13 protein-coding genes are annotated in these 12,758 nt (G+C 68.0%); 8 read left to right on the top strand and 5 right to left on the bottom strand.

Annotated features, from left to right (window positions below; all coding sequences use genetic code 11):
- A partial coding sequence (locus VGH54_RS06955) for a glycosyltransferase family 2 protein (RefSeq protein WP_331511199.1) occupies nt 1-379 on the top strand: 379 nt, incomplete at its 5' end.
- Nucleotide 380: 1 nt separating this feature from the next.
- Nucleotides 381-1,451: an NDP-sugar synthase gene (locus VGH54_RS06950; protein WP_331511198.1), complete on the top strand. Its 1,071-nt coding sequence runs from the start codon at nt 381-383 to the stop codon at nt 1,449-1,451.
- Here the strand turns inward: VGH54_RS06950 and VGH54_RS06945 are convergent.
- From VGH54_RS06945 to cofD, 3 genes are read right to left on the bottom strand one after another with little or no spacing between them, the layout of a single operon-like run.
- Nucleotides 1,433-1,975, bottom strand: a complete 543-nt coding sequence (locus VGH54_RS06945; RefSeq protein WP_331511197.1) for an NUDIX hydrolase — start codon at nt 1,973-1,975, stop codon at nt 1,433-1,435. The two genes, VGH54_RS06950 and VGH54_RS06945, sit on opposite strands and share 19 nt — an antisense overlap.
- Entirely contained in the window at nt 1,972-3,342 is a 1,371-nt protein-coding gene (locus tag VGH54_RS06940; protein ID WP_331511196.1) for a coenzyme F420-0:L-glutamate ligase, read from the bottom strand. Before VGH54_RS06940 ends, VGH54_RS06945 begins: the two co-directional genes overlap by 4 nt.
- Nucleotides 3,339-4,331 carry a 2-phospho-L-lactate transferase gene (gene cofD, locus VGH54_RS06935; RefSeq protein WP_331511195.1) on the bottom strand — a complete coding sequence of 331 codons (993 nt, stop codon included), beginning with the start codon at nt 4,329-4,331 and terminating at the stop codon, nt 3,339-3,341. The genes VGH54_RS06940 and cofD overlap by 4 nt, the downstream gene beginning before the upstream one ends.
- Nucleotides 4,332-4,701: 370 nt before the next feature.
- Here cofD and VGH54_RS06930 point away from each other — a divergent pair, with 370 nt between their 5' ends.
- Entirely contained in the window at nt 4,702-5,040 is a 339-nt protein-coding gene (locus VGH54_RS06930) for a WhiB family transcriptional regulator (protein ID WP_331511202.1), read from the top strand.
- Between the two features lie 66 nt (nt 5,041-5,106).
- Here the strand turns inward: VGH54_RS06930 and VGH54_RS06925 are convergent, their stop codons facing one another.
- Nucleotides 5,107-5,529 carry a metallopeptidase family protein gene (locus tag VGH54_RS06925; protein WP_331511201.1) on the bottom strand — a complete coding sequence of 141 codons (423 nt, stop codon included), beginning with the start codon at nt 5,527-5,529 and terminating at the stop codon, nt 5,107-5,109.
- Between the two features lie 161 nt (nt 5,530-5,690).
- Here VGH54_RS06925 and VGH54_RS06920 point away from each other — a divergent pair, with 161 nt between their 5' ends.
- From VGH54_RS06920 to manA, 4 genes are all read left to right on the top strand, one after another.
- Entirely contained in the window at nt 5,691-6,128 is a 438-nt protein-coding gene (locus VGH54_RS06920; protein WP_331511194.1) for a DUF3499 domain-containing protein, read from the top strand.
- Between the two features lie 121 nt (nt 6,129-6,249).
- Nucleotides 6,250-7,647 (top strand): phosphomannomutase/phosphoglucomutase, encoded by a 1,398-nt coding sequence (locus VGH54_RS06915; protein WP_331511193.1) that lies wholly within the window; start codon nt 6,250-6,252, stop codon nt 7,645-7,647.
- Nucleotides 7,644-8,723 (top strand): TobH protein, encoded by a 1,080-nt coding sequence (locus VGH54_RS06910; protein WP_331511192.1) that lies wholly within the window; start codon nt 7,644-7,646, stop codon nt 8,721-8,723. Before VGH54_RS06915 ends, VGH54_RS06910 begins: the two co-directional genes overlap by 4 nt.
- Before the next feature lie 21 nt (nt 8,724-8,744).
- Nucleotides 8,745-9,971, top strand: a complete 1,227-nt coding sequence (gene manA, locus VGH54_RS06905; protein WP_331511191.1) for a mannose-6-phosphate isomerase, class I — start codon at nt 8,745-8,747, stop codon at nt 9,969-9,971.
- Here manA and VGH54_RS06900 read toward each other — a convergent pair whose 3' ends face one another.
- Nucleotides 9,972-11,366, bottom strand: coding sequence for an oxidoreductase (locus tag VGH54_RS06900; protein WP_331511200.1), 1,395 nt, complete (start codon nt 11,364-11,366; stop codon nt 9,972-9,974). It abuts the gene before it with no gap.
- Between the two features lie 31 nt (nt 11,367-11,397).
- On the opposite strand from VGH54_RS06900, the gene VGH54_RS06895 reads away from it, so the two are divergent.
- Nucleotides 11,398-12,758: amino acid permease (locus tag VGH54_RS06895; RefSeq protein WP_331511190.1), on the top strand; the 1,361-nt coding region annotated here is incomplete at its 3' end.

Genomic DNA, 12,758 nt, shown 5'->3' with positions numbered 1-12,758 from the left:
TCGACTGGAACCCAGCGAGCGACCGGTCGGCTGGCTGTCCGGATCGTGCCTGCTGGTGCGCCGCACGGCCTTCGAGCAGATCGGCGGCTTCGACGAGCGCTACTTCATGTATATGGAGGACGTCGATCTCGGTGACCGGATGGGCCGCGCGGGCTGGCTCAACGTGTATGTGCCGTCGGCCGAAGTGCTGCATCACAAGGGCCACGCGACCGCGCGGGAGTCGTCGCGCAATTTGGCGGCGCATCACAAAAGCACGTACACCTACCTCGCCGACCGGCATTCTGGACCATGGCGTGCTCCGCTGCGGCTAGCCTTCCGGGCCGGTTTGGCGGTGCGGTGGCGGCTGATGGTGGGCAATTCTGCAGAAGGGCGGCGATGAGGTGAGCAAGCACGTTGACGCGGTCGTCCTCGTCGGCGGTAAGGGCACCCGGCTGCGGCCCCTGACGATGTCGGCGCCCAAGCCGATGTTGCCCACCGCCGGACTGCCCTTTCTGGCCCATCTCCTGTCGCGGATAGCCGCGGCCGACATCGAGCACGTGATCCTCGGAACATCCTACAAGCCAACGGTTTTCGAGGCTGAGTTCGGTGACGGGTCCAAGCTGGGCCTGCAGATCGAGTATGTGACCGAGCAGAGTCCGCTGGGCACCGGCGGCGGAATCGCCAACGTCGCGGGGCGTCTGCGCCACGACACGGCGCTGGTGTTCAACGGCGACGTGCTGTCCGGAGCGGATCTCGGTCAACTCCTCGACTACCACCACCAGCAGCAGGCCGACCTGACCCTGCACCTGGTGCGGGTGGGCGATCCCCGGGCCTTCGGTTGCGTGCCGACCGAAGACGGCCGAGTCACAGCGTTTTTGGAGAAGACCGAGGATCCGCCGACCGATCAGATCAACGCCGGCTGCTACGTGTTCTCCCGCGAGACCATTGATCGGATTCCGCGCGGCCGCGTGGTGTCGGTCGAGCGCGAGGTGTTTCCCGCCCTGCTGTCCGACGGCGTCAAGGTGTGCGGATATGTCGACGCCAGCTACTGGCGTGACATGGGCACCCCGGAGGACTTCGTGCGCGGATCGGCGGATCTGGTGCGCGGTATCGCTCCGTCACCGGCGCTGGGTGGCCATCGCGGCGAGCATTTGGTGCACGACGGCGCCGCGGTGTCGCCCGGCGCGCTGCTCATCGGCGGTACCGTCGTCGGACGTGGCGCCGAGATCGGCCCCGGCGCGCGGTTGGACGGCGCGGTCATCTTCGACGGCGTGCGGATCGAGGCGGGCAGCGTGGTCGAACGCTCGATCATCGGGTTCGGCGCGCGGATCGGTCCGCGGGCGCTGGTCCGCGACGGCGTGATCGGCGACGGCGCCGACATCGGCGCCCGCTGCGAGCTGCTGCGGGGAGCGCGGGTCTGGCCCGGCGTGCACATTCCCGACGGCGGGATCCGCTACTCCAGCGACATCTGAGCGCGCTCGACCAGATAGGCCAGCGCCCCGTCGGTGCCGGGCGGCAGCCCGTCGATCGGCCACCACCGCAAGTCCACTGATTCGTCGCTGATCGCGATCTGCGCCGCGGACGGCGCGTTGGCCACGAACTGCAAGTCGATGTGACGGGTCGGTACTCCCAGCGAGCAGGTGAGCGCGTGGACGTTGATCGCGGCCAGATCGGGCCTGATCCGCAGGCCGTCGACGCCGGATTCTTCGGTGGCCTCGCGCAGCGCTGCCGCCACGATGTCGGCGTCGGAATCCTCGCAGTGCCCGCCCAATTGAACCCATCGCCCCAATCGCGGATGCAGCGTCAACAACACCTGACCGCCGGTGTCGTCGAGCACCAACGCCGACGCCGTGATGTGGCCCGGTACGCATTCCCGAAGACAGGCGTCCTCCCGGGCATCCAGGAACGCCAGCACGGCGTTACGCAGGGAATCCTGCGACCGATCCGGTGCCTGCCAGTCGGACAGCAGCGCGATCGCCGAGGATCGAACGCTCACTTGCGCACCAGCAGATCGTGTGCGGCGACGGGTTGGCGAGGCTCGGTCACGGGATCTTCGGGATAGCCGATAGCGATGGCGCCCAATGGTTCCCAGTCGTCAGGCAGGCTCAGTTCCTCGCGGACCAGATCGGCGGCGAAGATCGTCGAACCGATCCAGCAGCTACCCACCCCGCGTACCGACAACGCCACCAGCAGCGCCTGCACCGCGGCCCCGACCGCGACGGTGAACATGGTGTGCTCGGCATCGGTGCGCGCGGCGTCGGGATAACTGTGCGCGCCGTCGGGAACCAGCATCGGAATGACGACTTCGGGTGCGTCGTAGAGGATCTGACCGCGGCCCAGTCGACGCTCCACTGAGTCGGCCGGCCTGCCGTCGCCGGTGAGGTCGGCGCGCCACTTGTCGCGCATCCGCTCGAGCAGCCGGCTGCGCGTCGCCGGTGTCTGCAGCCACACGAAGCGCACCGGCCGGGTGTGATGCGGAGCCGGTGCGGTCAGCGCTTCGGCGACCGCGTCCTCGACGAGTTGCGCGGGTACCGGCTCGGCGGCGAATCGGCGCACCGAGCGGCGCATCAGCTGGGCCTGCTGGCGACCGAGCTCCAGGGCCTCGGCGGTGCCCAACCAGAACAGGTCGTCGGTGCCGGACCGCACGAGTTGTCGCGCCGTGGCGGCGGTATCGGTTACCACGCCGGCCGGCAGGCCGCGCACCACTGCCACCGGTATCGCAGTGAGCTTGCCCTTGACCAGGTCGGCGGCGGCGGCGATCTCGTCGGCAATAGCGACCTCGGTGACCAGCAGTTCGTTGCCGTGCCGGTCGACCGCGCCCGCGTAGCCGTGCAGCACCGAGATGCCGGCCGCGCCGACGGCCGCGTCGGTCTGTCCGTTGCGCCACGCGCGCCCCATGGTGTCGGTAATGACGACGCCGACCGTGACGCCGAGGCTTTCGCGGAGGCCGGCCCGCAACAACGCGGCGCTGCCGTCGGGATCGACGGGCAGCAGCGCCAACTCGTCGGTGCCGATGTTGGAGCCGTCCACGCCGGACGCCGCCTGCACCACGCCGAGCCCGTTCTCGGTGATCAGCGTTCGGCCCTTGCGTGCCAGCACCCGGACGGACTCGGCGTCGACGAGTTTGCGGCGCAGCGCATCTCGCGCCTCGGGATCCTGCGGTGCGGGCACCAGGCGGCCCTCGCACTTGGATAGTACCTTGCTGGTGACAACCAACACGTCGCCGTCGCGCAGCCAGGGTGCGGCCGCGGCCAGCGCGGCGTTCAGGTCATCACCGGGCCGGAATTCGGGAAGCCCAATGACCGGCAGGATCTCGACGGGTGACGCGGTGCCGTGCTCCCGGACGGCCGGCGATTGGGTCACGCCGTCACGCCCGCAAGCTCGAGACCGGCGCTCACCATCTCGGCCGTGGCTTTCGGGTCGGTCATCAGCAATGGCGCTGATCGCACTGCGATGCCTTCGATTTCGGCGTGATCGCCCTCGTGGACCAGCCAACAATCCAGGATTCCGGTGCCTGCCCGCGCACCGTAGTACCGCCCTACCGCCTCGGCGGTCGAGGCCACTCCGATCACCTTGAGACATTCATCGGCCATGCCGCGCAACGGCTTTCCATCGATGATCGGCGAGTAGCCCACCACGGGGGCGCTGGTTGACCGCAGCGCCGAGCGGATCCCGGGGATGGCCAGGATCGCGCCGACGCTGACTACCGGATTCGACGGCGCCACCAGGATGACGTCGGCTTCGGCGATCGCATCGGTCACTTCCGTTGTCGCGTTCGCTTTTTCAGCGCCGACGAAGGCGAAGCTGTGCGTCGGCAGCTGCGCGCGGTAACGGACCCACCACTCCTGGAAGTGGATCGCGCGCTGGCTGTCGTCGGCGGGATCGGTGATGACGACGTGTGTTTCGCAACGGTCGTCGCTGGCGGGCAGCAGTCGCGCGCCGGGCTGCCAGCGGTCGCACAACGCGGCGGTCACCTGCGAGAGCGGGTAGCCTGCGCGCAGCATCTGGCTTCGCACCAGATGGGTGGCCAGGTCGCGGTCGCCGAGTTGAAACCAGTCGGGCTGCACGCCGTACTGCGCGAGTTCTTCCTTGGCATGCCAGGTTTCGCCCCGATGGCCCCAGCCGCGCTCCGGGTCGACGCCGCCACCCAGGGTGTACATACAGGTGTCCAGGTCGGGACAGATCCGCACACCGTGCATCCATGCGTCGTCGCCGATATTGACGACCGCGTTCAGCTCGTGTTCGCCGACCGGCGCAGACTCAGAGGCGAATTGGCCCAATCCGAGTAGTTGCTGCACCCCGAGCAGGAAGCGGGCGCCGCCAACCCCGCCGACCAGAACCGTGACCTTCACACCGCACGACAGTACGCGCGGCCTCAGCGCAGACGCCGAGGTGAGTGGCGTAATCGGGGCGCGGGACTGGTGCCGGAATGCCCTGTGTGACGGGTGTGACCGACACGCCAAGGCCGCATTGGTGTCAGTGTCGCAAAAAATTGGTCACGAGATGATATGGAAATCTTCCGAATCGCTTGCAAAGCGCCTCTTACCCGTGTGTAATCACACCAGTGTCATTTCGGTTGGCCGGCCGGATTCGGTGTCGCAGACCGAGATTCGATCATTTGTTCGAATCGGGATGGCCGACATCAAAACAGTGGTCACATTTCACGATCAACGAAACCAGGTGAGGAGGCGGAGCATGTCCTATGAACACCTTCGAGGCTTAATGGGTGGGACACCACCGCACACCACTCCCGGCTTGCCGATCACAGGGGTATCCCCAAGGCCCCATTTGAGTTTGGTTCCCGACACGGTCGAAGATGAATTCCAGGCCGCCGAGGTTGAGACCGATCAGTGGCAAGACCGTGCGTTGTGTGCTCAGACGGATCCAGAAGCGTTCTTCCCCGAGAAGGGCGGCTCCACGCGCGAGGCCAAGAAGATCTGCCTTGGCTGCGAGGTGCGTAGTGAATGCCTCGACTACGCCTTGGCCCACGACGAGCGCTTCGGAATTTGGGGCGGCCTCTCGGAGCGGGAACGCCGCCGCCTCAAGCGCGGAATCATCTGACGCGACGCGGTCATTCGATAGCGGGTGACCCGCCGCGCTCGGCTACGCCGCGCTTGCGATCACCCGTTATTCATCGTCGATCGTCGGGTCGATGACCGAGGGCTCGACGTCCAGGTAGGTGGCCACCTGCGCCACCAAGATCTCATGCAGTAATTCAGCCAGCTCGACCGTGTCTTTCGCGCGTCGCTCGATTGGCTTGCGGAACAACACAACTCGCGCGCGGGTGGCGCTGCCGCGCACGTCGACGCCGGCGCTGATCAGCCGGGCGAGTGCGATCGGCCCGTCGGCGACCACCTCCGGTGGCCACTGCACGTTGTCGGGGTCTTTGGCCGAAATCCGCGGGATCTCGTCGACCGCCACGTCGAGCCCGGACAGTCGTTCCTGCCATCGCCGCTCGATGGGCTCGTAAGCCTCGAGCACGGCCATGTCGAAGCGTTCGGCGCGACTGCGCCATCCGGGCACCGTCGGCGGCAGCAGCGGACCGCGCATGTCGCGGCCGCGGCGCGAGACTTTTTTGCCCCTCGGGTGCCGGCCGCTCGGGGAGCTGCGCGAATCGCTCACCCGGCGATGGTAACGGTTGAACATCCCGGCTCCAGCGAATGCGCGTGTCCGGCGCCGCGTGGGCGTTTTCGCACGATAATCTCTCGATCGTGAACGTTCCGCGTCGCTGTTGCCGGCCTGGCTGCCCGCATTACGCGGTGGCGACGCTGACCTTCGTGTATGGGGATTCCACCGCGGTCATCGGCCCGCTGGCTATCGCCCACGAGCCGCACTCCTGGGACCTCTGCGTCAGCCATGCCGGCCGGATCACCGCGCCGCGCGGCTGGGAGCTCGTCCGGCACTCCGGCCCGCTGGCCACCAACCCTGACGAGGACGACCTGATCGCGCTGGCCGAAGCCGTGCGCGAGGGCCGCGACGTGGCCGCCGCGGGCGGCCCGGTCAACGGATTCCACGACTCGGGTGCCCAGTACAACGGTGTGACGGCCGAGGCGCCGGCGACCGGTGTCTTGACCTCGGCGGGCCAGCGCCCGGCCGGTAACGGGCGTCGGCGCGGTCACCTTCGGGTGCTGCCGGACCCCGCCGACTAGCAAACCGCTCGGCCCCCTCGCCGCCGCGCGGCGTGGGGGAACCCCAGCCGCGGGCGGCCCAACCCGCATCGTCGCGGGGCTAAGCTGACGACCACGTGTCCCTTTAGTCAGGAGCTCCTCGATGTCTCGGCCCGCTGCGGCTGTTCACCGTGTGATCAAGGCCTATGACGTGCGAGGTCTGGTCGGCTCGGAGATCGACGAGTCCTTCGTCTCCGACGTCGGCGCCGCCTTCGCCAGGCTGATGCGTAGCGAAGGCGCGAGGCAGGTCGTCATCGGCTACGACATGCGCGACAGCTCACCGTCGTTGGCGGCCGCTTTCGCGGCCGGCGTCACCGGCGAGAGTCTCGACGTGGTCCGCATCGGCCTGGCGTCGACCGATCAGCTCTATTTCGCCTCGGGACTGCTGGACTGCCCGGGCGCGATGTTCACCGCAAGCCACAACCCGGCGGCCTACAACGGCATCAAACTGTGCCGGGCGGCCGCCAAGCCGGTCGGCGCCGACACCGGGTTGACGACCATCAGCGACGACATCATCGCCGGCGTCGAGTCCCACGAAGGGCCCACCGGAACGGTGACCGACAAGGATGTGCTCGCGGAGTACGGCGACTTCCTGCGCTCGCTGGTCGACACCTCCGGGCTGCGTCCGCTGCGGGTGGCCGTCGACGCGGGCAACGGGATGGCGGGCCACACCGCACCCGCGGTCCTCGGCGCGATCGACTCGATCACGTTGCTGCCGTTGTACTTCGAACTCGACGGCTCGTTTCCCAACCACGAAGCCAATCCGCTGGACCCGGCGAACCTCGCCGACCTGCAGGCCTATGTGCGCGATAGCGGCGCAGACATCGGGTTGGCCTTTGATGGCGACGCCGACCGCTGCTTCGTCGTCGATGAGCGCGGCCAGCCGGTGTCGCCGTCGACGGTGACCGCTCTGGTCGCCGCGCGCGAGCTGAGCCGGGAGATCGGTGCGACGGTGATCCACAACCTGATCACGTCGCGCGCGGTGCCGGAGCTGGTCGTCGAGCGTGGTGGCACGCCGCTGCGCTCACGGGTCGGGCACTCCTACATCAAGGGGCTGATGGCCGAGACCGGCGCGATCTTCGGCGGCGAACACTCGGCGCACTATTACTTCCGCGACTTCTGGGGGGCCGACTCCGGGATGCTGGCCGCGCTGTATGTGCTTGCCGCACTAGGGAAACAAGAACGCCCGCTGTCCGAGGTCGCCGCCGACTACCAGCGCTACGAGTCCTCCGGCGAGATCAACTTCACGGTGGCCGATGCAGCCTCCTGCGTCGAAGCAGTGCTCAAGTCGTTCGGCGCCCGGATCCACTCGATCGACCACCTCGACGGGGTGACCGTCGACCTGGGCGAGGGCAGTTGGTTCAACTTGCGCACCTCCAACACCGAGCCGCTGCTGCGGCTGAATGTGGAAGGACGTTGCACCGAGGATGTCGACGCGGTCGTCCAGCAGGTCGCCGGTGAGATCCGTCGGCAGGTCGGGCAGCCGGAGGCCGTGACGTGAATGCGGCCCAGGCCGTGATCGAGCTCGACGACACCGAAGGCCTGCTTGCCGCCGACCGCGACGGACTGTTGCGGGCGGCATCCATGGGCGGCGCGCACGTGCGTGCGGTCGCGGCCGCGCTCGATGAGGGTGCCTTGGACTCGCTGCAGGGTGACCCTCCGCGCACCGTGATCTGGGTTGCCGGACGCGGTACCGCCGAGACCGCGGGCACCATGCTGGCCGCGACGTCGGGCGATGCCCCGACACCGATCGTCATCGCCGCCGAGGCACCGCCGTGGATCGGCGCGCTTGACATGCTGGTCGTGGCGGGCGACGACCCGGGCGACCCGGCATTGGTCGGAGCCGCCGCGAGCGCGGTGCGTCGGGGTGCGCGGGTGGTCGTCGCGGCGCCGTACGACGGCCCGCTGCGTGATGCCACAGCCGGCCGGGCTGCGGTCATCGAGCCGCGGCTTCCGGTCACCGACGGGTTCGGTCTGTGCCGATACCTGGCCGTGGGGCTGGCTGTCCTGCAAAGCGTCGATCCCAAGTTGCGGGTGGACCTCGCCGCGCTGGCCGACCAGATGGATGCCGAAGCATTGCGTAACAGTGCCAGCCGCGAAGTATTCACGAATCCGGCCAAGGCGCTGGTCGAGCGCATGTCGCGGCGCCGGGTCGTGCTGGCCGGGGACTGTGCCGCGACGCTGACTCTGGCCCGGCACGGGTGCGCGGTACTGCTGCGGATCGCGCACGAGGTAGCCGCGGCCGCCGGTCTGGCGGACGCCCTGATCGCCCTGCACGCGGGGGCTGGGTCTGGGTTCGCCGACTCGACGGAGTCGTTGTTCCACGACGAGGAGATCGACGGGCCGATCACCGAGCGGCTGCGGGTGCTGGCGTTGACGCTGGATACCGAGCGGACGGTGGTCGCGTCGCGCATCGCGCAGTTCGACGACGTCGACATGGTCGGTGCCGAGGACGTGCCTGATCTGCTGGATGGCCGCCGCGCGCTGCCCGGCACGCAACGGGTGGAGCAGCAGCTGGCTATATTGGCGGTCCGACTGGAGATGGCTGCGGTTTATTTGCGGCTGGTGCGGGGATAACTGGTTCCGAGGTTATAAACAGTGCAGTTGTTACGTGGAGCGATACGGACGTACGCGTGGGGGTCACGGACCGCCATCGCGGAGTTCACTGGTCGCCCGGTACCGGCCGCCCATCCAGAAGCCGAGCTCTGGCTCGGGGCAAACCCGGGCGACCCGGCCTTCCTCGAAGCGCCCGACGGCGAAGTCTCGCTGTTGCAGGCGGTGGTCGCCGATCCGGAAGGCCAGCTCGGCGCCGCGGCTCGCGCCCGGTTCGGTGATGTGCTGCCGTTCCTGCTCAAGGTGCTGGCGGCCGAGGAGCCGCTGTCGCTGCAGGCGCACCCCAGTTCCGAGCAAGCCGCCGAGGGTTACCGGCGCGAGGAACGCCTCGGCATCCCGGTGAACTCGCCGGTGCGTAACTACCGCGACTCCAGCCACAAGCCCGAGCTGCTGGTGGCGCTGCAGCCATTCGAGGTGCTGGCGGGCTTCCGTCCGGTGGCCCAAACCATCAAGCTGCTGCGGGCCCTTGCGGTGTCCGACTTGGATCCGTTCATCGATTTGCTGAACGACCAATCCGACGCCGACGGACTGCGGGCGTTGTTCACCACCTGGATCACCGCCCCGCAGCCCGACGTCGACGTGCTGGTGACCGCGGTGCTGGATGGCGCAATCCACTACGTGAGTTCGGGTGCAACCGAATTCGCCGCCGTAGCCAAGACGGTGCTGGAACTCGGTGAGCGGTATCCCGGCGACGCCGGTGTGCTGGCCGCGCTGCTGCTCAATCGGACTACGCTCGGTCCCGGCGAGGGGATCTTCTTGTCGGCCGGCAACCTGCACGCCTACCTGCGTGGTGTCGGCCTAGAGGTAATGGCCAACTCCGACAACGTGTTACGGGGTGGGCTGACTCCCAAGCACGTCGACGTTCCTGAGCTGCTGCGAGTCCTGAACTTCAACCCGACCACCGAATCTCAACTGCGTGCCCCGACGCATGCGGATGGACTGGCGTCGTTCTACGACACGCCCACCGCCGAGTTCGCGGCGTCGATGCTCACTTTGGGTGACGGCCAGCTCGGCCACGAAGTCGATGCCCCATCGCGCCACGACGGTCCGCAGATCCTGCTGTGCATCGAGGGCGCGACCGCGGTGCACGGCAAGTCCGGGGCGCTGACCCTCACCCGTGGCGCGGCCGCTTGGGTGGCCGCCGACGACGGTCCCATCAGGCTGGTCGCGCACGAGCCGACGAAGATCTTCCGGGCCACCGTCGGCCTGTGATCAGCGCGACGCCAGCGCGCCGCGGCGCTCCGGCCGTCCAGCGCGTCGCTCGGCGAGCCATAGCCGCATGTTGTGCCGAATAGTGCGGCCGACCAACTTCGGCGTCGGGACCATGTAGAGACTGTCCAGCAACGAGAACCGGCGCAAAAACCATTCGGCGAGAACGGGATCGGTCTCGGCCGCGCCGAGGAACTGGTCGAAGAGGCTGCCCACCGGGCGGTACCACCGGGGCTGGTGTCCGCTGGCGTGGTGGAAGGCGAAGTCGCCAATCGCCGTCATCATCCACACCGGGTAGGTGGTCTTGGCGGTGGCGCGGTTGACGTCGCGGGCCAGGTTCTCATCGGCGCCGTCGGCCAAGGCCCGGCGCAGGTGGCTGGCCTGTAGCGAGGTCATCGTCATGCCCTGTCCGTAGGTCGGGTCGAAGCTTGCCACCGCGTCGCCCAACGGCAGAATGCCGGCCGGGAACCGCTCCAGCTTGTGGTAGCGACGCCACCGGCTGGCGGGGTAACGGTGGAAAGCCGGCTCGCCGACCGGCTCAGCACGCTGCAAGGCGGTCGAGATACGTTCGGGCAGAATCTTTTTGGCAAGTGCGAGCATCTCGGAAAAGGTATGCGGCGGTTCGACCTTGCCGACGCCGAAGGTGGTCAGCGTCCAGGTGCCGTCCTCGTAGCCCAGCAGGCCCAGCCCGAGCGGCTGTTGCCGGGAGGCGCCGGCGACGATCACCCTCTCCCGAACCGCTCCTTCCGGCAGCCGAAGCTGGTGGGACGCATAGCCGATGCCCACGTCGACGGTGTGCTCGGGCGGGCGCTGATATCCCCACTGCTCCAGCCACACCGGTAGCCGGGTGCCGCGACCGGCGGCGTCGACGACCAGGTCGGCGGCGACGAAGTCGGGCTCGTCGCCCTGGCTATCGAGCACCACCCCGGTCACCCGCTGCGCATGGATGTCGAATCGCGGCTGGGCCACCGAGCGATGCTCGATATCGACGTTGGGAATCGTCGAAACCCGTCGCCGGATCTGCCATTCCAGCTGCGGGCGGCTGGGCACGTATGCGGTGAACTCGTCGCGCAGCGTGTGCCCGGTGCCCAGCACATGACCGGCCGCGCCGAAGTGGATGCAGTCCGGCCGGTTCTCCAGGATGGGAACACCGGCGGCCACCATGTCGTCGAGCAGACCGGGGAACAACCCCTCGAATTCCATCGCGCCGCGGGCCATCAGCAGGTGAACGTGGCGGCCTTGAGGAACGGCGGTGCGGTTGCTCGGGGTGCTCGGGAGTTCGTCGCGCTCGAATACCGTGACCCGGTCGTAGAAATCGGACAGCACCCGCGCCGCGCACAGCCCGGCAAGGCTGGCGCCGATGACGACGGCGTCCCCCCTGGAATTCTCCCCACCCATCTGGCCACCGTACTCGGTACTGTCCGAGTCCATGGCTGATCGCTGGCGCACCAAATCGATCGAACAATCGATTGCCGATACCGACGACCCGGATAACCAGCTGCGCAAGGATTTGAGCTGGTGGCATCTCTGCGTGTTCGGGGTGTCGGTGGTGATCGGGGCCGGCATCTTCACCGTCACCGCCTCTACCGCTGGTGACATCACCGGGCCGGCGATCTGGATCTCGTTTGTCATCGCGGCGATCACCTGCGGGCTGGCGGCGCTGTGTTACGCCGAATTCGCGTCGATGCTGCCGGTGGCGGGCAGCGCCTACACGTTCTCCTACGCCACCTTCGGCGAATTCGTGGCCTGGACCATCGGCTGGAACCTCGTCCTGGAACTGGCGATCGGCGGCGCCGTGGTCGCCAAGGGCTGGTCCAGTTACCTGCAAACGGTACTCGGATTGGCCAGTGGCACAGTCAATGTCGGGCCGTTGACGCTGGACTGGGGCGCGTTGGTGATCGTTGCGCTGGTGGCCACCCTGCTCGCTCTGGGTACCAAGTTGTCGTCGCAATTCTCGATGGTGGTCACCGCCATCAAGGTCGCGGTGGTGGTGCTGGTGATCGTCGTCGGCGCGTTCTACATCAAGGCCGCGAACTACTCGCCGTTCATTCCGCCGCCCGAGGGCGGCAACGCCGGCGGCGGGGTGGACCAGTCGTTGCTGTCGCTGCTCACCGGCGCGCACGGCAGCCACTACGGCTGGTACGGCGTGCTCGCCGGGGCCTCGATCGTGTTCTTCGCGTTCATCGGCTTCGACATCGTGGCCACGATGGCCGAGGAGACCAAGGACCCGCAGCGCGATGTCCCTCGGGGGATCCTGGCCACGTTGGGCATCGTGACCGTGCTCTACGTGGCGGTGTCAGTGGTGCTGTCTGGCATGGTCTCCTACAGGCAGCTGAAGACCACTCCCGACGGTCGTCACGCCAACCTCGCCACCGCCTTCGCCGCGAACGGCGTGCAGTGGGCCTCCGGGATCATCTCGGTCGGCGCGCTGGCCGGCCTGACCACTGTGGTCATGGTGCTTCTGCTCGGTGGATGCCGGGTGCTGTTCGCGATGGCACGCGACGGGTTGTTGCCGCGCCAGCTGGCCAAGACCGGTTCGCGCGGCACCCCGGTGCGCATCACGGTGCTGGTGGCGTTGCTGGTTGGCGCCACCGCCTCGGCATTTCCGGCGGACAAGCTCGAGGAAATGGTCAACGTCGGCACCTTGTTCGCGTTCCTGCTGGTCTCCGCCGGCGTCATCGTGCTGCGCCGCAGCCGTCCGGACCTGCCACGCGGGTTTCGCGCCCCGATGGTGCCGTTGCTGCCGATCGCCTCGGTGTGTGCGTGTGTCTGGCTGATGGTCAACCTGAC

Origin of the sequence: Mycobacterium sp. (genome assembly GCF_036488105.1) — a bacterium.
Classification (GTDB): Bacteria; Actinomycetota; Actinomycetes; order Mycobacteriales; family Mycobacteriaceae; genus Mycobacterium.
This window is presented reverse-complemented; position numbering and strand designations above follow the sequence as displayed.